The sequence below is a fragment of the Streptococcus mitis genome (assembly GCF_002005545.1).
Taxonomy (GTDB): Bacteria; Bacillota; Bacilli; order Lactobacillales; family Streptococcaceae; genus Streptococcus; species Streptococcus mitis_I.
The window spans coordinates 51346-76877 of sequence record NZ_LBMT01000001.1 but is presented as its reverse complement, the minus strand read 5'-3'; the positions used below and the strand labels follow the sequence as shown (position 1 = coordinate 76877).

Genomic DNA, 25532 nt, shown 5'->3' with positions numbered 1-25532 from the left:
AATGTACGATAAATTAGTGACAATCATAGTACCAATGTATAATATTGAACAATATATTACTAAGTGCATAGAATCATTTAAACAAGTAGATAAAAAATATTATGCGGATTTTGAAGTGATTGTTGTTAATGACGGTAGTACGGATAACTCACTTCAAGTTGTAGAAGATTTAATTATTAATAGTTGTCTAAATATTAGAGTTATTAATAAAGAAAATGGTGGACATGGGTCAACGATTAATGTTGGTATAAGAGAATCTAAAGGAAAATTTTTTAAAGTTATTGATGGGGATGATTGGATTGATGTACCAAGTTTTGAAAAATTAGTAGAAGAACTTAAAGGTATAGATGTCGATATGGTTATTACAAATTATACTGAACAACATACCTATAATCAGACTGAAATAGAGATTCGTTTTTCTGATATATTAGATTGTAATAAAATATATCAGGGAATACCTTTCAAACGTATTCCCATGCATGCTCTGACATACAAAACATCTATATTGAAAGAATCTAGAATTAATATAAGTGAAAAAACTTTTTATGTTGATATGGAATATACTTTGTTACCTTTACAATATGTAAAAAGTTATGTTTATATTGATTTGAATGTTTACCAGTATTTCTTAGGTAGAAAAGATCAGAGTATGAATTTAAATGTGATGAAACAAAAAGCAGACCATCACAATAGAGTAACAAAAAAAATTCTCGATTATTATGAGGAAATTCGCTTTGATAAGAACATAGAACCAGTAGTCAAAGACGTATTGACATACTTAATCAACAAGCAATGTCAGTTGTTTATAATGAATAAGAATATCGAGGAAGCGAGCCGATTATTTAGTTATGCTCATAAATGTCATTATAGATGGAAATATGATCATTCGAAAAAAACAGTCTCACTAATTTATATAAATTATAGATTGAAAAATATATTTAATCTCATCTTAAAACCGTTAATCAATAAGCAACAAAAAGAATGGAGTGAGATGGATGAATATTAGTGTAGTTATTCCTGTATATAATGTTGAGGATTACCTTCATTATGCTATAGAAAGTTTAGTAAATCAAACTCATAAAAATTTTGAGGTTTTACTAATAAATGATGGTTCTACTGATAATTCAGGAAAATTATGTGATAAATATGCTCAAGAATATGATTGGATTAGGGTATTTCATAAAGAGAATGGTGGCTTATCAGATGCGCGTAATTATGGTGTGTTAAAAGCAACTAATGAGTGGATATTCTTTTTGGATCCGGATGATTATATAGAGCATTTTACATTTGAATTATTGACTCTAATTCAAGAGAAATATCAAGCTGATTTAATCTCGACAAAAGTTCAAACTACAAATGAATATGAAAAATTTAGCAAGGAACAATTTAATTTAGAATCTAGTAAAATAGTTACAAAAGAAGAAGCACTAGAATTAATGCTGGAAGATAAAGTTGCTACGGTATCTGCATGTGCAAAACTTTATAAAAAACAAATTTTAGAAATGAGACCATTTCCTGTAGGAAAAATCTACGAAGATTTTTTCGTTGTAGCTAAACATTTAAGATTAGCTAAAAGGATAGTTATTTCACCTGTTGTTACTTATCATTATTATCGTCGTCCTGGTAGTATCGTTCAATCTCAGTTTACAGATAAGCGATTTGATTTTTTTGATGCAGGTGAGAATAATAGAATTCAAATAAAACAATTTTATGATGGTAATAGTGTAGAAAAGGCGTTAAATTTAAAAATTGTTAGAGGTTCTTTTCCTATATCTGAAGCAGCAGCTTCTACGGACACAAAAGCTTTAAGAAATATTGTTAAAAAAGTACGTTCATTTTACTGGAGTATAATCTTTGATTCTAAAGCTTCTGTAAAATTTAAAGTGAAATATAGTTTATTTTTATTGTTTCCAAGTTTATATTTTAAATTTAAAAATATAGTTCGGAATAAGGGGATATAAAATTGAAAATTAATCTGAAAAGTATCCAAGATGTATTAATGTCGTTATTAATTGTTATAACGACAAATTCTATATATGTAAACACGGGTGATTCAAATAAGTTAATTCCAATATTAGCATTAGTAGTTATAATAGCAACAGTTTTAGAACTAATATCAAGCAAAATAAATTATAATTACTTTAAAATAATCTTAACGACAGTACTAATTTATTTAGTTGTATGTATTACTAACATTTTCATATCATTTAATTCTTTATCAATAAATGAAATATTATTTTATTTTGTGATAGCACCTCTTATGCTTATCTTATTAATGTTTAAGAATTTTAATGACCAATTATTTGATTTTTTAAATACCTTTGTGAAAATTATTTTAATTTTTGCAATAGTTTCTTTAATATTTTGGACTTTTGGAAGTATTTTAAAGGTTGTTCATCCAACAAATGTCGTCATAAATAATTGGAACGGTGGACTTCCAACACCAAATTATTTTAATCTATATTTTGAGACTCAAGGAATTCATTTTTTTGGAACTACGATTATTAGAAATAGTGGCATATTTACGGAGGCTCCAATGTGGAGTTTAATGTTAAGTTCAGCACTTATAATTCAGGAATTATTTTTAGAAAATAGTATTAAACGATTATCTTTATTAACTCTGACTATTTTGACAACAGTTTCTACAACAGGGATATTTGTAATAGGATTACTATTAATTTATAGAGTTTTAATGCTGAAGAAATCTTTATTTAAATATGTAAGTTTGATTACAATTCCAATAGTTATATATGCTTTGTTACAGGTTTGGGAAGAAAAATCTGACTCAATTTCAGCTAGTATTAGGTTTGATGATTATATAGCTGGATTTTTAGCCTGGAGAGCTAATTTCTTTTTTGGTTCAGGATTGACGTTAGGGTTGAAAGCAATTGAATCAAATATGAATACTCTTATTCGTACGAACTTAGGATATAGCAATAGTCTATTTGTTATTTTAGCTCAGGGTGGGGTAATCCTAGGGATATTCTATTTATATCCGGTAATTAGTGTACTAATTAAGAAGGGTGTTTCTATAGATACCAAAATGTTTGCTCTCTTATTTATAATTTTATTATTTACTGCAATTTTTATAGATACACCATTATTTATTCTTTTTATAGGAATATTTTACGCTTTAATTTTGAATAGAGAGAGTACATGAAAAAGGAATACGATATTTTAAAAGTAGTAGCAATCTTAATGGTACTTGTAAGCCATAGTACATATTATATAATTTCAACTAAATATGGAGGGATTGATTATCAACAATATCTAGAACAAAATATGTCATTAGTTTTGTATAAAACTTTTGATAAAGTGAGAGAAATTCTATATTATTTTCATATGCCAATGTTTATGGCTTTATCTGGAGCTTTCTATTACCTGCAGGTTAAACGGGATAAATGGATTAATTTTATGTTAATTCTAAAACAGAAGATTAAGCGATTGGTTATTCCATTTGTTATTTTTACTTTATTATATGTTTTTCCAATAAAATATTTCTCTAATTATTTTGAGTATACAACTTTTTCTAGAGCAGTATTGGGACAATTGTTTTTAATTGGGAATAATCATTTATGGTATTTATTTACTTTATTTATTATTTTTATTATTTCATTTTTTACCTTAAAAAGAGAAATAAAATTTACTACAATTATTGTTTTTTATGTATTACATATTTTAAGTTATAAAGTTGATCCACTTTTATTTAAAGCCCCGTTACAATTTCTATTTTATTTTAGTATGGGATTTGTATTTGAATCAAAGAGAGAAAAATACAATCAATTTATAAGTAAAAAAAGAAATTATGTTTTGATATTGTCTATAGTATTTCTTTTGATTACTTTGTTGAATTTTAATCTTAAATATACTTACACACTAGTTAGTAAAATATTAGTTGAGTTATTAGCTATTTTAGGTTCTCTATTAACATATAGTATTTCCTACCTGATTTCTCGGAAAGAGCGTAGTGGTAGTAGTTACTTTTTTAAGCTGATTTTAATGAATGGATTAGGTATATATATTTTTTCGGATCCATTAAATTATTTAATATTATATATAAGTTATTCATTGAATTCTCAATTTATGTTTTCAACTTTTGGAATAATTTTTATGGTTGTACTACGATTCTTCATTACGTTATTTGTATCTTTAATAGTAACAGTAATATTTAAAAAATGTTTTAAGAAATATACCTGGCTAGTTAATTAGCTAGCATTAAAAAGTTATTTTAATTATGCAAAATATAGATATAATGGAGATGAGAAATAGTGAAAGTATTAAAAAACTATGCATACAACCTTTCCTATCAATTGTTAGTAATTATACTTCCGATTATTACGACTCCGTATGTAACACGGATATTTTCTTCAGATGATTTGGGGACATATGGTTATTTCAGTTCAATTGTAATCTACTTTATACTATTAGCAACTTTAGGTGTTGCTAACTATGGCACAAAAGTAATTTCAGGACATCGGAAAGACATTGATAAAAATTTTTGGGGGATATACTCCTTACAACTGGGAGCAACAATTCTTTCGATATTTTTGTATTGCATGTTGTATATTTTTCTTCAATTTATGCATAATCCAGTTGCACTTATTCTTGGTTTAAGTTTACTTTCTAAAGGTTTAGATATTTCTTGGCTATTCCAAGGTTTAGAGGATTTTCGAAAAATTACAGTCAGAAATATTACAGTGAAACTAATTGGCGTTATTGCTATTTTTCTATTTATAAAATCAGCTAACGACCTACATTTATATGTATTTTTGCTTACTATTTTTGAATTGTTGGGACAATTAAGTATGTGGTTACCAGCAAGAGCGTTTATTGGGAAACCGTACTTTGATTGGGAGTATGCTAAGCAACATTTGAGACCAATTATTTTATTGTTTTTACCTCAAATTGCTATATCGCTCTATGTCACTTTGGATCGTACAATGCTGGGAGCTTTAGCTTCAACAAAAGATGTAGGAATCTATGATCAAGCTTTGAAACTTGTTAATATTTTATTAACTCTAGTGACTTCATTGGGAAGTGTTATGTTACCACGAGTTTCAAATCTTTTATCCTTAGGTGATCATAAAGCAATTAATAAAATGCATGAGATGTCATTTCTGATTTATAATTTGGTTATTTTTCCAATTATGGCAGGAATGTTAATTGTAAATGATGATTTTGTGAATTTTTTCCTGGGACAAGATTTTCAAGAGGCACGTTATGCGATAGCAATTATGATTTTTAGAATGTTCTTTATAGGGTGGACCAATATCATGGGTATTCAAATCTTAATACCTCATAATAAGAATAGAGAATTTATGCTGTCAACAACAATTCCTGCTATTGTTAGTGTGGGCTTAAATCTTCTCTTGCTTCCAAAGCTGGGCTATATAGGTGCGGCAATCGTATCTGTTTTAACAGAGGTACTAGTATGGCTGATACAGTTATTCTATACTCGTTCTTATTTGAGAGAGGTGCCCATTCTAGGTTCATTGATCAAAATTATAATCTCATCTGGAGTTATGTATGGTATCCTACTATTTATAAAACAATTCCTAAATGTATCACCTATGATAAATGTAGCGATTTATGCTGTTCTGGGAGCAATGATTTATCTCGTATTAATTTTGATTTTAAGGGTTATAAATCCAAATGAGTTAAAACAACAATTATTAAAAAATAAAGGAGCATAAAATGTACGATTATCTTGTTGTTGGTGCTGGTCTTTTTGGTGCAGTCTTTGCCCATGAAGCAGCCTTAAAAGGAAAAAAAGTAAAAGTCATTGAAAAACGAAATCATATTGCGGGTAATATCTATACTCGTGAAGAGGAAGGGATTCAAGTTCATCAATATGGTGCCCATATTTTCCATACTTCTGATAAGGAGATTTGGGATTATGTCAATCAGTTTGCAGAGTTTAACCGTTATACCAATTCTCCTGTTGCAAATTATAAGGGAGAGATTTATAACCTTCCTTTCAATATGAATACTTTCAATAAACTCTGGGGAGTTGTAACGCCAGCAGAAGCACAAGCAAAGATTGATGAGCAACGTGCTGTTTTAAATGGCAAAACTCCTGAAAATTTGGAAGAACAGGCTATTTCTCTTGTAGGTACAGACATCTACGAAAAATTAATCAAAGATTATACAGAGAAACAGTGGGGCAAGCCAACTACGGAACTTCCAGCCTTTATCATTCGCCGTTTGCCAGTACGTCTGACCTACGATAACAACTATTTTAATGATACCTATCAAGGGATTCCAATTGGTGGATACACTCAAATAGTTGAAAAAATGTTGGATCATGAAAATATTGATGTAGAAACAAATGTTGATTTCTTTGCCAATAAAGAGCAATATCTGAAAGATTTTCCTAAGATTGTCTTTACTGGTATGATTGATGAATTCTTTGACTATAAGTTGGGTGAACTAGAGTATCGTAGTCTTCGTTTTGAAAATGAGACCTTGGATATGAAAAATTACCAAGGAAATGCAGTTGTCAACTATACTGATGCTGATACCCCATATACTCGCATTATTGAACACAAACATTTTGAGTTTGGGAGTCAAGCAAAGACTATCATTACTAAAGAACATTCCAAAACATGGGAAAAAGGTGATGAACCTTATTATCCAGTTAATAATGATCGTAATAATCATTTGTATAAATCGTATAAAAAATTGGCCGATGAGCAAGGGAATGTTATCTTTGGTGGCCGTTTAGGACACTATCGTTATTACGATATGCACCAAGTAATTGGATCAGCTTTGCAGTGCGTGAGAAATGAGTTAGATTAAATAAGTAAAACTGACCACCAGTTCTCATTTATAAAAGTATTAAAAATTCCTTGACTATGTGATGTAGTTGAGGGATTTTTGATAATATTCATATTTTTGCAAACTTATTGTTTAAAAAATAATTTTCAAAAATTCAGAAAATTCTATTGACAGGACTTGAAAAAGGGTCGATAATGAATAAAAAAACAAAGGAGAATACTATGAAAACAAGAAAAGTATTGGCTCTTGCGGGAGTAACCTTATTAGCAGCTGGTGTTTTAGCTGCTTGTTCTGGTGGGGGTTCAGGCGCTCAAGGTGAAAAAACCTTTGCATTTACCTACGAGACACATCCGGATAATCTCAACTATTTGACAACTGGTAAGGCAGCAACTTCTGAGATTACTAGTAATGTGATTGATGGATTGCTTGAAAATGATAAATACGGGAACCTTGTTCCTTCATTGGCAGAAGACTGGTCTGTCTCTAAGGATGGCTTGACTTATACTTATAAGATTCGTCAGGATGCCAAGTGGTATACATCTGAGGGAGAAGAGTATGCTCCTGTTAAGGCTCAGGACTTTGTAACAGGACTTAAATATGCAACAGATAAGAAAGCAGAAGCCCTTTACTTGGTACAGGATTCAATCAAAGGTCTGGATGCCTATGCCAAAGGTGAAATCACAGACTTTGCTCAAGTCGGGATTAAAGCGCTTGACGACCAAACAATCCAATACACCTTGAACAAACCTGAAACTTTTTGGAACTCAAAAACAACCATGGGTGTGCTTGCGCCAGTCAATGAAGAGTTTTTGAACTCAAAAGGGGATGATTTTGCCAAAGCGACGGATCCAAGTAGTCTCTTGTATAACGGCCCTTATTTGTTGAAATCCATTGTGACCAAATCCTCTGTTGAATTTGCGAAAAATCCGAACTATTGGGATAAGGACAATGTGCATATTGACAAGGTCAAATTGTCATTCTGGGATGGGCAAGATACCAGCAAACCAGCAGAAAACTTTAAAGATGGTAGCCTTACAGCAGCTCGTCTTTATCCAACAAGTGCAAGTTTCGCAGAGCTTGAGAAGAGTATGAAAGACAATATCGTCTATACTCAACAAGACTCTACGACTTATCTAGTAGGAACAAATATTGACCGTCAATCTTATAAACACACATCTAAGACTAGCGAAGAACAAAAGACATCTACTAAAAAGGCGCTCTTAAACAAGGATTTCCGTCAGGCTATTGCCTTTGGATTTGACCGTACAGCTTATGCCTCTCAGTTGAATGGAGAAACTGGAGCAAGCAAAATCTTGCGTAATCTCTTTGTGCCACCAACATTTGTTCAAGCAGATGGGAAAAACTTTGGCGATATGGTCAAAGAAAAATTAGTAACCTATGGGGATGAATGGAAGGATGTTAATCTGGCCGATTCACAAGATGGTCTCTACAATCCAGAAAAAGCCAAGGCTGAATTTGCTAAAGCTAAATCAGCTTTACAAGCAGAAGGTGTGACATTCCCAATTCACCTAGATATGCCTGTTGACCAGACAGCAACTACAAAAGTTCAGCGCGTCCAATCTATGAAACAATCCTTGGAAGCAACTTTAGGAACTGATAATGTCGTTATTGATATCCAACAATTGCAAAAAGATGAATTGCTTAATGTAACTCTATTTGCTGAAAATGCTGCTGGCGAAGACTGGGATTTATCAGATAATGTCGGTTGGGGTCCAGACTTTGCCGATCCATCAACCTACCTTGATATTATCAAACCTTCTGTAGGAGAAAGTACTAAAACATATTTAGGATTTGACTCAGGGGAAGATAATGTAGCTGCTAAAAAAGTAGGTCTATATGACTACGAAAAATTGGTTACTGAAGCTGGTGATGAGGCTACAGATGTTGCTAAACGCTATGATAAATACGCTGCTGCCCAAGCTTGGTTGACCGACAGTGCTTTGATCATCCCAACAACTTCTAAAACTGGTCGTCCAATCTTGTCTAAGATGGTACCATTTACAATACCATTTGCATTGTCAGGAAACAAAGGCACAAGTGACCCAGTCTTATATAAATACTTGGAACTTCAAGACAAGGCAGTTACTGCAGATGAATACCAAAAAGCTCAAGATAAATGGATGAAAGAAAAAGCAGAATCCAATAAAAAAGCGCAAGAAGAACTTGCCAAACATGTCAAATAAAGGTAAGGGAGTTGGTTTGTAGCCGACTCCTTTATATTCTTCGAAAATCTATTCATACTCTTCGAAAATCTCTTCAAACCACGTCAGCTTCCATCTGCAACCTCAAAACAGTGTTTTGAGCAAGCTGCAGCTAGCTTCCTAGTTTGCTTTTTGATTTTCATTGAGTATGATTTGAATTTCCCAATCAATTTGCTTAGTTTTTATTTCAATCTACTTTACTTGATTTCTGTATTTTATTTTGAAAATGAAAAAATCCTGAGTTTAGAGTTCTCAGGATTTTCTTCATCTTACTGTTGTGGTTGTTGTTGGACTTGAGGAGTCTGTGGAGCTGGATTTTGATTGGCTCCGGGTGCATTTGGTGCTTGGTTTTGACCATTAGTACTAGCATCAGGACTTGTTGCTGGTGCTTGGCTAGTAGAGCTTTCTGCACTTGTTGATGAGTTTTCGGTTGAAGATGATTGGGATGTCGTTTCAGTCCAAGTCGGTCTGGCTCCATTTTGGAATACGAACTGCCCGTTTCTATATAATCCTTCAGGCATTGTCCAATCTCCAGGATGGTCATCTTCTGATAGATACGATATCATTGAGCGATAAACTTTAGCTGCAACTAGGAAACCATCTCCAACGATAGGAGTTAAACGATTCGAATAACCTGTCCATACAGCCATAGAATACTTACGAGTATAACCCACAAACATTTCATCTGGAGCTACGTAGCCAGTGTTCTTGATATACTTTTCAATTTCTTCGTCAGTATAGTTAGAAGTACCTGTCTTACCTGCTTGTGGAAGCCATGGTAGGTAGGCTCCACGTCCTGTTCCGTAAGTTAAAACAGTTTTCATCATTTCAGTCATCATATAGGCAGTAGTCTCTTTCATAGCTCGTGTACCAGCATCAGAAAATTCTTTTTCGCTACCATCACTAAAGACGATTTTATTGATATACATTGGTTTGTGATAAATACCACCATTAGCAAAAGCAGCGTAGGCAGCAGCCATTTTTTCACTACTTGCACCATATTTTTTGTTGGATTCAGTTGTGTTACTTGAAATGGCGTTTGCATAATGCATGCTTGGATAGTCGATACCAAGACCATTAAGGAAGGTTTTAGCTCTATCTAGACCGACCTTATTCAAAGTCTCAACGGCTGTGACATTTCGTGATTGTTGAAGAGCATACTGGATTGTAATGTTTCCAAAGTAGACATGATCCCAGTTGTAGAGTGGAGTATCAGTGCCAGGATAGTTATAAGGGACATCATGTACAATAGAAGCAGTAGAGTCATAGACTCCATATTCTAAAGCGGGAGCATAGTCAGTGATTGGTTTCATTGATGATCCCCAGTCACGATTGGTTTCTACGGCCTGGTTGGTACCGAATGAAACATTACTTGCTTGATGACGAGCACCAAGTTGTGCGATGACTTTACCATTTGAAACATCTACGACCGTAGATGCGACTTGCAAATCATCGTCAGGGTAAGAGACGTATTGATCGGAGTTGTAGATATCCCACAGATGTTTTTGAGCTTCTTGGTCTACATTTGTGTAAACATCCATCCCAGTAGTTAGAAGGTTATAGCCAGTTTCTTGTTCTACTTGGTCGATAACCTCTTTGAGATAATTGTCCATATAGGCTGGATAGCTATTGACCGATTTCAAACTTTGGAGTCCATCAGTAATAGGGGTATTAATAGCCTTCTCATACTGTTCGGCAGAAATGTAGCCTTGACCTTTCATCTCTGAAAGTACCAAGTTACGACGGTCAAGGGCAGCTTCTGGATGAGAATAGGGATCGTATTGATTCGGAGCCTGTGGCATTCCTGCTAGTAGGGCAAGTTGAGGTAATGATAGTTCTCGCAAATCTTTGCCGTAATAGTTTTGGGCAGCCGTTTGCATTCCATAGTTTCCGTTAGACATGTAAACTTTATTCACGTAGTAGGTCAGAATTTCTTGTTTTGTGGTTTTTTGCTCTAGTTGAACAGCCAACCAAGCTTCCTGGGCTTTACGTGAAATGGTCTGATCAGAAGTGGAAGTTGAGAAATAGGTCAACTTAATCAACTGCTGGGTTAGGGTTGATCCCCCCTGGAGGGAGTTGTTTTGTAAGTTACGTAAAAAAGCTCCTATAATTCGGATGGTATCGACACCGCGATGATCGAAAAAACGATGGTCTTCGATTGATACGATAGCCTTGATCAAATCAGTAGGAATTTCGTTGGCCTGAGCGTTTACTCGGCGTTCAGAGCCCAGATCGGCAATCAGTTCGTTTTTACTATCGAAAATCTTACTAGACGTGGTTGCGACTAATTTGCTCTCAGATAGGGCTGGGGCTTTGCTGACGTAATAGAGAAATAAGCCTCCTCCCAGCATAACTGCTGTGATAAATAAAGTTAAGAAGCAGATACTCACATACTTAGCTATTCGCAGGATAGTTTGTTTGTTCATCTTGTTTTACCACCTAATAAATGTTCTTTGATAACATTGAGATAGGGAATTTGAGGGAAGGCACCAGCCTTGATTTCATATCCATATTCTCGAATATATCCAAGTGGCATTGATTTTTGTCCCTTATCTTGATGATAGAAGCGAATCAAATCGAATGCCGGCAATAAGTAGGTTTCTTGCTGAGAAGAAAAGTGAAGAAGGACAAAGCAGATTCCTTGTTGGGCAAGGACTTGTTCCATATGCTGAATCTGATGTGGATGAAAATTTTTCATCGGAATCGCACGTTTTTGTTTTGTTTCCTTGGCTTCAAAGTCGATGTAATATCCATTATAAACGCCAGAATAGTCCGTCGTTGAAGCTTGTCGAAAATAGGCCTCAACAATCTTGGCACGACTTCGTTGTGGATAGTCCACTCGTACGATTTGAATAGGAGTTGGTTTCTTGTGTATAACAGCCAAGCCCTGAGACAAATAGTAGTCGTTGGTAGCATTGATCATCTTTTCAAAAGACATTCCTCGATTTGCGAAATTTTTGGGTTGAGAAAGAGATGGTTGTCTTTTTTGTGATGAAAGTTTATGTGGATAGTTGACCATAATTCTCCTTATTGGTACAATAACATCACTCTATTATACCATAAATTTGCACAGAAAGGGTTAAAAATGGCTACAGCTTTGGTTTTGGGCTATTCTGCTTTTGATTTGGGTTTGTTTTCTGATAAGGATCCTCGTCTTAAATTGATAAAAAAAGCAATACGTAAAGATTTAGAGGCTATGGCAGCAGATGGGGTGTCTTGGCTTGTGTTTACAGGAAGTTTGGGTTTTGAATATTGGGTTTTAGAGGTTGCTCAGGAGATGAAAACCGAGTACGGTTTCCAGTTGGCCACCATTTTTGCTTTTGAAACCCATGGGGAAAATTGGAATGAAGGCAATCAGATGAAACTGAGTCGTTTTAAGCAGGTAGACTTTGTCAAATATGCTTATCCTCGCTATGAGCACAAGGGGCAGTTAAGAGATTACCAGCAGTTTTTGCTGGAAAACACGACTAGTTCCTATCTTTTTTATGATGAAGAAAATGAAACGAAACTAGCTTATTTTTACCAAAAGATGAAAAATCAAGAGGACTATTTTATAAAGAGATTAACATTTGATCAATTAAATGAACTTGCTGAAAATTTTTCCGAAAATTGAAGCTTTGACCTTGATTTTTGTTTGCCTTTTTTTATATAATAATACTAGCAAGCGAGAATGGAGAGAGACATGACAAGTATTATTTTTTCAGCAAAAGATATTTTTGAACAAGAGTTTGGACGTGAAGTTCGTGGGTATAGCAAGGTAGAAGTTGATGAGTTTTTAGACGATGTCATCAAGGACTATGAAACCTATGCTGCCTTGGTTAAGTCACTTCGTCAGGAGATTGCGGATTTGAAGGAAGAACTGGCTCGTAAACCGAAACCTTCACCAGTTCAAGCAGAGCCTATGGAAGCGGCAACTACAAGTTCTATGACGAATTTTGATATTTTGAAACGCCTGAATAGATTGGAAAAAGAAGTGTTTGGTAAACAAATTTTAGATAACTCAGATTTCTAAGTAGTTATTTGAGATGTGCAATTTTTGGATAATCGCGTGAGGAGAGTTGCTTCTCATGAGGAAAGTCCATGCTAGCACAGGCTGTGATGCCTGTAGTGTTTGTGCTAGGCGAAACCATAAGCCTAGGGACGAGAAATCGTTACGGCAGTTGAAATGGCTAAGTCCTTGGATAGGCCAGAGTAGGCTTGAAAGTGCCACAGTGACGGAGTCTTTCTGGAAACGGAGAGAGTGGAACGCGGTAAACCCCTCAAGCTAGCAACCCAAATTTTGGTCGGGGCATGGAGTACGCGGAAACGAACGTAGTATTCTGACTGCTATCAGCTAGAGCTGTTAGTGGTAGACAGATGATTATCGAAGGAAGTGGTCCTAGTCACTTCTGGAACAAAACATGGCTTATAGAAAATTGCATATAGGTTGGGGCTGAGAAATTTTCTCAACCTCATTTTTTAAAGTGGACATATAGAAAGGTCTTGCAAGACTGTAACATGAAAAAAGAATTTAATTTAATTGCAACTGTGGCAGCAGGTCTTGAAGCTGTTGTGGGACGAGAAGTGCGAGAGTTGGGCTACGATTGTCAGGTTGAAAATGGACGTGTTCGTTTTCAAGGAGACGTGAAAACTATTATTGAAACCAACCTCTGGCTTCGGGCAGCAGATCGTATCAAGATCATCGTAGGAACGTTCCCAGCTAAGACTTTTGAAGAGCTGTTTCAGGGAGTTTTCGCTCTAGATTGGGAAAATTATTTACCACTCGGAGCTCGGTTCCCGATTTCAAAAGCAAAATGTGTTAAATCTAAACTGCATAATGAGCCGAGTGTACAGGCTATTTCTAAGAAAGCTGTTGTCAAGAAATTGCAGAAACACTATGCCCGCCCAGAAGGTGTTCCTCTGATGGAGAATGGCCCAGAGTTTAAGATTGAGGTCTCTATTCTCAAAGATGTGGCAACTGTCATGATTGATACGACAGGCTCTAGCCTCTTTAAACGTGGTTATCGTACCGAAAAAGGTGGTGCTCCTATTAAGGAAAATATGGCGGCAGCCATTTTACAACTCTCTAACTGGTACCCAGATAAGCCTTTGATTGATCCGACCTGTGGTTCAGGAACTTTCTGTATCGAGGCAGTTATGATTGCTAGAAAGATGGCACCAGGACTTCGTCGCTCTTTTGCTTTTGAAGAATGGAACTGGATTAGCGATCGCTTGATTCAGGAAGTGCGTACAGAAGCGGCTAAAAAAGTAGACCGTGAGCTGGAACTGGATATTATGGGCTGTGATATTGATGCACGTATGGTGGAAATTGCTAAGGCCAATGCCCAGGCAGCTGGTGTTGCAGGGGATATCACCTTTAAGCAGATGCGCGTGCAGGATTTACGTTCTGATAAAATCAATGGTGTGATCATCTCAAATCCGCCTTATGGGGAACGCTTGTCAGATGATGCAGGGGTTACCAAGCTTTATGCTGAAATGGGTCAAGTATTTGCACCGCTCAAAACTTGGAGCAAGTTTATCCTAACTAGTGATGAAGCCTTTGAAAGCAAGTATGGTAGCCAAGCAGATAAGAAGCGAAAGTTATACAACGGAACCTTGAAAGTGGATCTGTATCAATATTTTGGTCAACGTGTTAAACGTCAAGAGGTAAAATAGAAAGGGATACTCATGAGTAAGAAAAGACGGAATCGTCATAAAAAAGAAAACCAAGAACCACGATTTGATTTTGATGAAGCAAAAGAGTTAACAGTTGGTCAAGCCATTCGTAAAAATGAAGAAGTGGAAGCAGGAGTCTTGCCTGAAGATTCCATTTTGGACAAGTATGTCAAGCAACACAAAGAGGAAATCGAAGCAGATAAGTTTGCGACTCGCCAATACAAAAAAGAGGAGTTAATCGAAACTCAGAGTCTGGATGATTTAATCCAAGAAGTGCGTGAAGCTGTAGAGGAGTCGGAAACCTCTTCAGAGGAAGTTCCATCTTCTGAAGCTATCTTACCCCCATTGCCTTTGGACGATGAGGATAAAGACTGGGATCCTATAGTGCTAGAGGATGAAAATTTAGCAGAAATGACTGAGGAGGTGGAAGAGGAGAAAACTTTTTCTCGTCTGGATCAAGAGGATTCAGAAAAGAAAAGTAAAAAAGGCTTTGTTTTGACTGCTTTGGCGCTTGTATCAGTGATTATCTGTGTCAGTGCTTATTATGTCTATCGTCAAGTGAATCGCTCGACCAAGGAAATTCAAACTGCTCAATCAGCTACAGCCAATCAATCAGATGTGGATGATTTTAATACACTTTACGATGCCTTCTATACAGATAGCAACAAAACGGCTTTGAAAAATAGCCAGTTTGATAAGTTGAACCAACTCAAGACCTTACTTGATAAGCTAGAAGGTAGCCGTGAGCATACGCTTGCCAAATCTAAGTATGATAGTCTAGCAACGCAAATCAAGGCCATTCAAGATGTCAATGCTCAATTCGAAAAACCAGCTATTGTGGATGGTGTGTTGGATACCAATGCCAAAGCCAAATCAGATGCTAAATTTACAGAGATTAAAACTGGGAATACTGAGATTGACAAAGTGCTAGATAAGGCGATTAGCCTTGGTAAGAGCCAGCAAACAAGTGCTTCTAGCTCAAGTTCAAGTCAAACTAGCAGTTCAAGCTCTAGTCAAGCAAGTTCAAATTCTTCTACAGAGAGTAGTACAAGTAACACCAGTCCATCTTCAAGCGCCTCATCAAACAATTCAGTTTCTGCGCGTGATGATAGTCATGGCGGTCTATCAAGTTCTGGAGTTAACCTACAAAGAGCTTCAAGCCGTGTGCCGTTCAATCAATCGGCTGTTGATGATAGCAATAACTCTGCTTGGGATTTCGCGGATGGTGTTTTGGAACAAATTTTAGCGACTTCACGTTCACGTGGTTATATCACTGGTAACCAATACATCCTTGAACGTGTCAATATCGTTAATGGCAATGGTTATTACAATCTCTATAAGCCAGATGGAACCTATCTCTTTACCCTTAACTGTAAGACAGGCTACTTTGTTGGAAATGGTTCTGGACATGCGGATGCCTTGGACTATTAAGCAGTCGTTACAAAATTCTTTCTTTTCAAAAGTAAAAATGATAAAATAAAACAAATTAAACAAGAGGAGTGTCAAATGACAAAAGCTAACTTTGGTGTCGTTGGTATGGCCGTAATGGGTCGTAACCTTGCCCTTAATATTGAATCTCGTGGTTACACAGTTGCTATCTACAATCGTAGTAAAGAAAAAACTGAAGATGTAATTGCTTGCCATCCTGAAAAGAACTTTGTACCAAGCTATGACGTTGAAAGTTTTGTAAACTCAATCGAAAAACCTCGTCGTATCATGCTGATGGTTCAAGCTGGACCTGGTACAGATGCTACTATCCAAGCCCTTCTTCCACACCTTGACAAGGGTGATATCTTGATCGACGGCGGAAACACTTTCTACAAAGATACAATCCGTCGTAATGAAGAATTGGCAAACTCAGGTATCAACTTTATCGGTACTGGGGTTTCTGGTGGTGAAAAAGGTGCCCTTGAAGGTCCTTCTATCATGCCTGGTGGACAAAAAGAAGCATATGAGTTGGTTGCGGATGTTCTTGAAGAAATCTCAGCTAAAGCACCAGAAGATGGCAAACCATGTGTGACTTACATCGGTCCTGATGGAGCTGGTCACTATGTGAAAATGGTTCACAACGGTATTGAGTATGGTGATATGCAATTGATCGCAGAAAGCTATGACTTGATGCAACACTTGCTAGGTCTTTCAGCAGAAGATATGGCTGAAATTTTTACTGAGTGGAACAAGGGTGAGTTGGACAGCTACTTGATTGAAATCACAGCTGATATCTTGAGCCGTAAAGACGATGAAGGCCAAGATGGACCAATCGTAGACTACATCCTTGATGCCGCAGGTAACAAGGGAACTGGTAAATGGACTAGCCAATCATCACTTGACCTTGGTGTACCATTGTCACTCATCACTGAGTCAGTATTTGCACGTTACATTTCAACTTACAAAGAAGAACGTGTGCATGCAAGCAAGGTTCTTCCAAAACCAGCTGCCTTCAAATTTGAAGGAGACAAGGCTGAGTTGATTGAAAAGATTCGTCAAGCCCTTTACTTCTCAAAAATCATTTCATACGCACAAGGTTTTGCTCAATTGCGTGTAGCTTCTAAAGAAAATAACTGGAACTTGCCATTTGCAGACATCGCATCTATTTGGCGTGATGGCTGTATCATCCGTTCTCGTTTCTTGCAAAAGATTACTGATGCTTATAACCGTGATGCAGACCTTGCTAACCTTCTTTTGGATGAGTACTTCTTGGATGTTACTGCTAAGTACCAACAAGCAGTGCGTGATATCGTAGCTCTTGCTGTTCAAGCTGGTGTGCCAGTGCCAACTTTCTCAGCAGCTATTACTTACTTTGATAGCTACCGTTCAGCTGACCTTCCAGCTAACTTGATCCAAGCGCAACGTGACTACTTTGGTGCCCACACTTACCAACGTAAAGACAAAGAAGGAACATTCCACTACTCTTGGTATGACGAAAAATAAGTAGGTCTGCCATGGGGAAACGGATTTTATTACTTGAGAAAGAACGAAATCTAGCTCATTTTTTAAGTTTGGAACTCCAAAAAGAGCAATACCGAGTTGATCAGGTTGAGGAGGGGCAAAAAGCCCTCTCCACGGCTCTTCAGACAGACTATGACTTGATTTTATTGAATGCTCGTCTGGGGGATATGACAGCCCAGGATTTTGCAGATAAGCTGAGTAGGACTAAGCCAGCCTCAGTCATTATGGTCTTGGACCATCGCGAAGAATTGCAAGATCAGATTGAAACAATCCAACACTTTGCCGTTTCTTACATCTATAAGCCGGTTATTATTGACAATTTGGTGGCTCGTATTTCAGCGATTTTCCGAGGTCGGGACTTTATCGATCAACACTGCAGTCAGATGAAGGTTCCAACGTCTTACCGCAATCTGCGTATGGATGTAGAACATCATACCGTTTATCGTGGCGAAGAGATGATTGCTCTGACCCGTCGCGAGTATGACCTCTTGGCTACTCTGATGGGAAGCAAGAAAGTTCTGACTCGTGAGCAGTTGTTGGAAAGTGTCTGGAAGTATGAAAGTGCGACCGAAACAAATATCGTGGATGTCTATATCCGTTATCTACGTAGCAAGCTTGATGTAAAAGGTCAAAAAAGCTACATTAAAACCGTGCGTGGTGTCGGTTACACCATGCAAGAATAGAAAAGCAGTTGCAGTTTTTGTAACTGCTGCTTGAGCTCTATACTATCTGTAGTGGGAATTCCTGAATAACAGATAGTATGGGGCTTTTTTTGATGAGGCAAAAATGCAGGTCACTAGACGGCTTGTAATGCTTCAAAGAGATGGTCAGAGAGAATGATTTCTTATTGACCATAGTTTATACTCAATGAAAATGAAAGAGCAAACTAGGAAGCTAGCTGCAGGTTGCTCAAAACACTAGTTTTGAGGTTGCAGATGGAAGCTGACGTGATTTGAAGATATTTTCGAAGAGTATTGGTATCTGATAAGCTTTACTTTCATAGTTCTCTACTTTTTGACACTCAAAAGAGATGAGTTAGCTGTAGGTGAAATCAATATATTCTTTATAAGTATTCAAAAAATGGAATTTATCATAGTTTTGAAGAAAAGAGGTATTTCATTTTTATTGAAACATTATAATATAATAAATGCTTTAAATCCTGGAATATTCTGAAAATAATGGAAAATTATAAATAATAATTAATATAATTGACAAATCTGCTTATATAAATTATAATGTTGAGTGTATGTGTATGTGTATGTGTATGTGTATGTGTATGTGTATTACATGCTATTTTTTAGAAATCAAAAGGAGAAAATGTAATGTATTTTAATCGTAAAAATGCAGAGCAAAAGAACTGGAGAATGATCAAAAAAGGAAAGCATTTCCTATTCGGTTGTTCTCTTGTTTTTGCGGTCGGAGCTAGCTTAGCTACTCAAATGGTCCATGCAAACACGGCAGAGGAAACGACTGTAGAGAGTGGTTCAAAAGCTGAGGAGGCTAAGCCTGGGTACGGTGGAGAAGCAGGAACTTATGAGGCACCTGCTGTAGCAGAAAACAAGCCAGAAGTTGCTGGAACACCAGCAGTAGCGGCAAAACTTGATGGAGAAACTGCAAAAGAAGTTAAAGCTTTAGACAAAACTAAACTAGAAAACTACATTGCAGAAATCGAAGCAAAATTAGCTAACGGAACGTATGATAACAAAACAGAAGAGAGTGTTGCGGTATTAAAAGCTGACTTAGAAGCTGCAAAAGCTACATTAGCAAACGCAACAACTCAAGATGAAATCACAAAAGCTTACAATAAACTTGTAACTACAGCTAACACTAAATTAAAAAATAAACCTGTAGAGAAAAAAGAAACACCAGCAGTAGACACTACTAACGGAAAAGAAACTGTAGGTAAAAAAGCAGAAAATACTGAGAAAAAATCAGAATCTAACTCAATCGAAAACACAGGATCTAACGACCCACGTAACGGTAAAGCATTAGATAAAAATAATGCTTTTAGAGCGGAAGTTGCCTATTCAGAAGGTACAAATGCAGCCGCAAATGGTCATAGTGATGCCTATATCCTTAATGATGTTAATAGATACACGTCTACAGATGACGCTGTTAATGTAGTTTCTAGAGTTACAAATTATAAAGTTAAATATAATAAAGACAATAGTGGGAAGATTACTTCATTAGATTGGCTTGTCTTTTATAATGATCATGCAGAAAATCTAGCTAATACGTATAATACAGATGGAGGAGATGTATATCGAAATTTCATCCAAATTCCTGCAGAAGTTAATATGCCAACTAGCATTACACGTGCAAAATATAACTCTCCAATCAACCCTAAATTTATAAATGGAAAAGTTCAACGTATAAAACCTGATGGTTCAGCGTTGAGTAATTCTGTAACGTTTGAAAATCCAGTACCAGCTACAGCTGCTGGATTACCATTAGACAAAAAAGATACCTTTGCTCTGGCATCTGGTTGGGAAAGTACTCTCTATGGCCGTTCCATCGAAAAACTTGCCGGTCAGGAGGACAGATATTTCAAGAGTGCGTCGTCTGATTCTTCTCCGAGAACTAAACAGTTAGTATACGGTGCTGCCTTGAATGACAAACGTTTGATTGTGGATCGTTCGACTACGGGTGGTTCAGGGTATGATGGCTATGTATGGAGTTTTAGAACTGCAGTTCCTGAAACAACAACTAACGAACAGTTAAAAGATATGAAGGTTGTGTTTGGTATGATGCGTAGCGCCACTGCTGGTGCCAATGCAGGTTTCGCCAACATTGCAACTAACCCTGTGAAAATGTGGCAGTCTGATGTTTCCCCTGAACCAACAGCGAAAAATCAAACTGTAAAAGCTGGACAACAACCAGATGCGACAAAATCAATTGGAAACTTTGACACTCTTCCACAAGGAACAACAGTTAAGTACAAGGATACAGTTGATACAAAAACTCCAGGTGAAAAACCAGCAACAGTAGTTGTAACTTACCCGGATACATCTACAAAAGAAGTTCCTGTAAAAGTAATTGTTGAAAAAGAAGCAGTAGCACCAGCTAAGCCAGTTACTCCAAAACCAGAAGCACCAAAACCAAGCACGCCAGCGGCAGGTGCAGCGACTAACAAACCAGCGGCAGGTGCAGCGACTAACAAACCAGCAGCAGAGGCAGAGACTAGAGGTCCAGAAATTGTCAATGATTTGGCAGGCAAAGCAAGTACTCCAGCTGATGTGACAGTTAAAGCACCAGCAGGTTCAACTGTTAAGCTTTACAACACAGATGGTGTCGTAATCGGTGAAGCTGTAGCTAATGCCCAAGGTGTAGCAACTGTTCACCCTACAAACAGTCTTCCAGCAGGAGAGATTACAGCGACTTCAACACCAGTAGGTGGTAAAGAGTCAGCTAAGAGTGCACCGATTACGGTTACAGCCTCACCAGTGACTGTTAAGGATGGTGGCGTGACTGGTAATGATGATACTAGACTATTGGTAAGTAGGTCAGAAATTACAGTATATCCTGGTGATAAAATTGATGTTGATGTTGTAGCTCAAGCTACAGCTTTAGAGAAATTTTCGGTTGAGAAAAATGCGACAGCTATAAAAGGCGTATTGCCATCAGGGGGATACCTAGGATCTTCAAACGGAGCTACGATTAGACAACGTGATGCTAAATATAGTGGTACTGTTGCAATGGACCAGCCAGCAGGAAGTACAAGTGTTATTTTTCATGCGAAGAATCGAGATAAACCAACAACGATATACAGAGAACTTATAGTAAATGTTCTTGAGACTGCTAAGAAATATGAGCCAGTTGCAGGTACAAAACTAGATGTTTCGGATTCTAATAATCTTAGTGAAGATGACAAGAACAAGGTCATCGCCGCTGTTAAAGCTGCTAACCCAAGTCTTCCAGCAGATTCACAATACAGTGTAGATGAAAAGGGTAACCTTACTATCACTTATCCTGATGGATCAAAAGATAAGATTGCAGCAGCATATCTAGTTAATCCAACAACCCCAGCAGCTCCAGCAGTAGCTCCGACTGTAGAAATCCCATACTCAAATGCAGACAAACGTCAAATCTATGTTTACACAGGTGAAAATACTGACTTAACATTCACAGGTAAAGATGAAACAACAGTTAAAGACTTATACTTACGTGGACCAGGTGGTGTTACAAATGATAACGCTGCAGCGTACGGATTCACAACAGGTAAGATTGATAACGGTGCTGTTACAAATGGAGAAGGAACAGTATCTGCTGATAAGAGAACGGCAACTATTAAGATGACAGGTGTTACAACTCTTAAAGCTCCAAACCAATGGACAAGTTTCATTGAAGCTAAAGATAATGATGATTTAAAATCAATGACAGGTGCAGACTACAATGCTTCAACTGATGATGCAGTACGTCAACAAAAACCAGGATACATTCAATTTGTTGTTAAATCTCAAACAGATAAGTACGATATCAAAGCACCAACAGAAAAAGTTGCCGTAGCAGATCCAGCAAACGTAACAGAAGATGATTTAGCTAAAATCAAAGAAAAATTACAACTTGAGTACAATCAAAATAATGACGATGCGAATATCTCAAAAAATGCTCAAGTTACAGATAAAGATGCTAAAATTGCTTCAGTAACAAAAGATGATAAAGGAAATCTTGTAGTAACATACACAGATGGATCAAAAGACACAAAACCATTATCAGAGTTTGTCGGAGTAGCACCAACAGTAGAAGTTCCATACTCAAATGCAGACAAACGTCAAATCTATGTTTACACTGGTGAGAATACTGACCTAACATTCACAGGTAAAGATGAAACGACAGTTAAAGACTTGTACTTACGTGGACCAGGTGGTGTTACAAATGATAACGCTACACAGTATGGATTTACAGTAGGTAAGATTGATAATGGTGCTGTTACAAACGGAGAAGGAACAGTATCTAAAGATAAAAGAACAGCAACAATCAAGATGACTGGTGTAACTACTCTTAAAGCTCCAAACCAATGGACAAGTTTCATTGAAGCTAAAGATAATGAAGATATCAAGTCAAACATATCTGCAGACTATAATGCTTCAACTGATGATGCAGTACGTCAACAAAAACCAGGATACGTTCAATTTGTTGTTAAATCTCAAACAGATAAGTACGATATCAAGGCACCAACAGAAAAAGTTGCCGTAGCAGATCCAGCAAACGTAACAGAAGCTGATTTAGCTAAAATCAAAGAAAAACTGCAACTTGAGTACAAGAAAGATAACGACGATGCGAATATCTCAAAAGATGCTCCAGTTACAGATAAAGATGCTAAGATCAAGTCATTAACAAAAGATGCTGATGGAAATCTTGTAGTAACATATACAGATGGTTCTACAGATAAAAAACCATTGTCAGAATTTGTAACCAAAGATACAGAAGCTCCAGCTAAACCAGTTGTAGAAACAGATCTAACAGGTAAAGCCGGCACTAAGACACCAGTTAAAGTGACAGCAGAACCAGGATCTAAGGTTGAGTTGTTCGATAAAGACGGCAACAAGCTTGGTGAAGGCGTAGCAGACGAAAACGGAAAAGCTACAATCACACCAACGAAAGAGCTTCCAGCAGGAGACGTAACAGCGAAAGCAACAGATCCAGCCGGAAATGTGTCAGAGCCAAGCACACCAGAAAAAGCAACAGCAGATACAAAAGCTCCAGCTAAACCAGAAATCAAAACAGATCTAACAGATAAAGCCGGCACTAAGACACCAGTTGAAGTGACAGCAGAACCAGGATCTAAGGTTGAGTTGTTCGATAAAGACGGCAACAAGCTTGGTGAAGGCGTAGCAGACGAAAACGGAAAAGCTACAATCACACCAACGAAAGAGCTTCCAGCAGGAGACGTAACAGCGAAAGCAACAGATCCAGCAGGAAATGTGTCAGAACCAAGTGTTCCAGCAACCGCAACTAAGGATACCACAGCTCCAGCTAAACCAGAAGTTAAGACAGATCTAACAGATAAAGCAGGAACTAAGACACCAGTTGAAGTAAGTGCAGAACCAGGATCTAAAGTTGAGCTATTTGATAAAGATGGTCACAAGCTTGGTGAAGGCGTAGCAGACGAAAACGGAAAAGCTACAATCACACCAACGAGAGAGCTTCCAGCAGGAGACGTAACAGCGAAAGCAACAGATCCAGCAGGAAATGTGTCAGAACCAAGTGTTCCAGCAACCGCAACTAAGGATACCACAGCTCCAGCTAAACCAGAAGTTAAGACAGATCTAACAGATAAAGCAGGAACTAAGACACCAGTTGAAGTAAGTGCAGAACCAGGATCTAAAGTTGAGCTATTTGATAAAGATGGTCACAAGCTTGGTGAAGGCGTAGCAGACGAAAACGGAAAAGCTACAATCACACCAACGAGAGAGCTTCCAGCAGGAGACGTAACAGCGAAAGCAACAGATCCAGCAGGTAATGTATCAGAACCAAGTGTTCCAGCAACCGCAACTAAGGATACCACAGCTCCAGCTAAACCAGCGGTAACACCAGTTGTAGATCCAAGTAACTTGACTGAAGCAGAAAAAGCTAAGGTAGCAGACGAAGTTAAGAAATCAAACCCAACAGTAACAGATGTTAAAGTGGGCCAAGATGGTACGACAACTGTAACCTTCCCAGATGGTAGCACAGCCGTTATTCCATCAGGTGATACAGTTAAGAAATCATCAGATAACGCGGTTAAGGATCCAGCGGTAACACCAGTTGTAGATCCAAGTAACTTGACTGAAGCAGAAAAAGCTAAGGTAGCAGACGAAGTTAAGAAATCAAACCCAACAGTAACAGATGTTAAAGTTGGCCAAGATGGTACGACAACTGTCACTTACCCAGATGGCACAACAGCAGTTATCCCAGCAGGTAAGGCAGTTAAGAAATCATCAGATAATGCAGTTAAGGATCCAGCGGTAACACCAGTTGTAGATCCAAGTAACTTGACTGAAGCAGAAAAAGCTAAGGTAGCAGACGAAGTTAAGAAATCAAACCCAACAGTAACAGATGTTAAAGTTGGCCAAGATGGTACGACAACTGTCACTTACCCAGATGGCACAACAGCAGTTATCCCAGCAGGTAAGGCAGTTAAGAAATCATCAGATAATGCAGTTAAGGATCCAGCGGTAACACCAGTTGTAGATCCAAGCAACTTGACTGAAGCAGAAAAAGCTAAGGTAGCAGATGAAGTTAAGAAATCAAACCCAACAGTAACAGATGTTAAAGTTGGCCAAGATGGTACAACAACAGTCACTTACCCAGATGGCACAACAGCCGTTATTCCATCAGGTGATACAGTTAAGAAATCATCAGATAATGCAGTTAAGGATCCAGCGGTAACACCAGTTGTAGATCCAAGTAACTTGACTGAAGCAGAAAAAGCTAAGGTAGCAGATGAAGTTAAGAAATCAAACCCAACAGTAACAGATGTTAAAGTTGGCCAAGATGGTACAACAACAGTCACTTACCCAGATGGTACAACAGCCGTTATTCCATCAGCTGATACAGTTAAGAAATCATCAGATAATGCAGGTAACGATGTGGTTAAACCAGCAGATAAGACTGTGGTAGCGAACCCAGATAAACTTACAGATGCTGAGAAGAAAGCCATCGAAGACAAAGTTAAAGCTGTAAATCCAGGTGCGACTGTAGTAGTAGACGATAAAGGAAACGTTACAGTGACAACGCCAGCAGGAAACACAGCAGTGATTCCAGCAGCAGACTTAACTAAGTCATCAGAAGACGCAGCTAAGCCAAATGCAGGTACGATGTGGTTAAACCAGCAGATAAGACTGTGGTAGCGAACCCAGATAAACTTACAGGTGCTGAGAAGAAAGCCATCGAAGACAAAGTTAAAGCTGTAAATCCAGGTGCGACTGTAGTAGGTAGACGATAAAG

The 25532-nt window shown here is 37.3% G+C and carries 17 protein-coding genes and 1 other RNA gene; 16 read left to right on the top strand and 2 right to left on the bottom strand.

The window, feature by feature from the left end:
- The first annotated feature begins 1 nt into the window (after position 1).
- From QS39_RS00345 to QS39_RS00315, 7 genes are all read left to right on the top strand, one after another.
- Positions 2–1006, top strand: a complete 1005-nt coding sequence (locus tag QS39_RS00345; protein ID WP_077804289.1) for a glycosyltransferase family 2 protein — start codon at positions 2–4, stop codon at positions 1004–1006.
- Positions 996–1961 (top strand): glycosyltransferase family 2 protein, encoded by a 966-nt coding sequence (locus QS39_RS00340; RefSeq protein ID WP_077804288.1) that lies wholly within the window; start codon positions 996–998, stop codon positions 1959–1961. The genes QS39_RS00345 and QS39_RS00340 overlap by 11 nt, the downstream gene beginning before the upstream one ends.
- A 299-nt stretch (positions 1962–2260) precedes the next feature.
- On the top strand, positions 2261–3160 hold the full coding sequence (locus QS39_RS00335; protein ID WP_219335913.1) for an O-antigen ligase family protein: 900 nt from the start codon (positions 2261–2263) through the stop codon (positions 3158–3160).
- On the top strand, positions 3157–4209 hold the full coding sequence (locus tag QS39_RS00330; protein WP_077804286.1) for an acyltransferase family protein: 1053 nt from the start codon (positions 3157–3159) through the stop codon (positions 4207–4209). The genes QS39_RS00335 and QS39_RS00330 overlap by 4 nt, the downstream gene beginning before the upstream one ends.
- Positions 4210–4268: 59 nt before the next feature.
- On the top strand, positions 4269–5693 hold the full coding sequence (locus QS39_RS00325) for an oligosaccharide flippase family protein (RefSeq protein WP_077804285.1): 1425 nt from the start codon (positions 4269–4271) through the stop codon (positions 5691–5693).
- Between the two features lies 1 nt (position 5694).
- Positions 5695–6798, top strand: coding sequence for a UDP-galactopyranose mutase (glf, locus tag QS39_RS00320; RefSeq protein ID WP_077804284.1), 1104 nt, complete (start codon positions 5695–5697; stop codon positions 6796–6798).
- 200 nt (positions 6799–6998) lie between these two features.
- Positions 6999–8981, top strand: a complete 1983-nt coding sequence (locus QS39_RS00315; RefSeq protein ID WP_077804283.1) for a peptide ABC transporter substrate-binding protein — start codon at positions 6999–7001, stop codon at positions 8979–8981.
- Between the two features lie 287 nt (positions 8982–9268).
- Here the strand turns inward: QS39_RS00315 and pbp1a are convergent, their stop codons facing one another.
- Both pbp1a and recU read right to left on the bottom strand, forming a co-directional pair.
- The gene (gene pbp1a, locus QS39_RS00305) at positions 9269–11425 is read right to left on the bottom strand and encodes a penicillin-binding protein PBP1A (RefSeq protein ID WP_077804282.1); all 2157 of its coding nucleotides are present in this window, start codon (positions 11423–11425) and stop codon (positions 9269–9271) included.
- Positions 11422–12018: a Holliday junction resolvase RecU gene (gene recU, locus QS39_RS00300; RefSeq protein ID WP_000248774.1), complete on the bottom strand. Its 597-nt coding sequence runs from the start codon at positions 12016–12018 to the stop codon at positions 11422–11424. Before recU ends, pbp1a begins: the two co-directional genes overlap by 4 nt.
- A gap of 66 nt (positions 12019–12084) precedes the next feature.
- Between recU and QS39_RS00295 the strand changes: the two genes are divergently transcribed.
- From QS39_RS00295 to QS39_RS11130, 9 genes are all read left to right on the top strand, one after another.
- Positions 12085–12612 (top strand): SLOG family protein, encoded by a 528-nt coding sequence (locus QS39_RS00295; protein WP_000179549.1) that lies wholly within the window; start codon positions 12085–12087, stop codon positions 12610–12612.
- 69 nt (positions 12613–12681) lie between these two features.
- Positions 12682–13011 carry a cell division regulator GpsB gene (gpsB, locus tag QS39_RS00290; RefSeq protein WP_180374976.1) on the top strand — a complete coding sequence of 110 codons (330 nt, stop codon included), beginning with the start codon at positions 12682–12684 and terminating at the stop codon, positions 13009–13011.
- Between the two features lie 20 nt (positions 13012–13031).
- An RNA gene (gene rnpB, locus QS39_RS00285) (RNase P RNA component class B) lies at positions 13032–13412 on the top strand.
- Positions 13413–13496: 84 nt separating this feature from the next.
- Positions 13497–14654 (top strand): THUMP domain-containing class I SAM-dependent RNA methyltransferase, encoded by a 1158-nt coding sequence (locus tag QS39_RS00280; protein WP_077804280.1) that lies wholly within the window; start codon positions 13497–13499, stop codon positions 14652–14654.
- 12 nt (positions 14655–14666) lie between these two features.
- A complete protein-coding gene (mapZ, locus tag QS39_RS00275) occupies positions 14667–16085 on the top strand; it encodes a cell division site-positioning protein MapZ (protein WP_077804279.1) in 1419 nt (472 codons plus the stop codon).
- Between the two features lie 75 nt (positions 16086–16160).
- The gene (gene gndA / locus QS39_RS00270; RefSeq protein ID WP_000158778.1) at positions 16161–17585 is read left to right on the top strand and encodes an NADP-dependent phosphogluconate dehydrogenase; all 1425 of its coding nucleotides are present in this window, start codon (positions 16161–16163) and stop codon (positions 17583–17585) included.
- Between the two features lie 11 nt (positions 17586–17596).
- Positions 17597–18286, top strand: a complete 690-nt coding sequence (locus QS39_RS00265; RefSeq protein WP_077804278.1) for a response regulator transcription factor — start codon at positions 17597–17599, stop codon at positions 18284–18286.
- 639 nt (positions 18287–18925) lie between these two features.
- Entirely contained in the window at positions 18926–25435 is a 6510-nt protein-coding gene (locus QS39_RS00255) for a MiiA motif-containing surface protein (RefSeq protein ID WP_077804277.1), read from the top strand.
- On the top strand, positions 25405–25530 hold the full coding sequence (locus QS39_RS11130) for a GTP-binding protein (protein ID WP_142761229.1): 126 nt from the start codon (positions 25405–25407) through the stop codon (positions 25528–25530). The genes QS39_RS00255 and QS39_RS11130 overlap by 31 nt, the downstream gene beginning before the upstream one ends.
- Positions 25531–25532 lie beyond the last annotated feature (2 nt).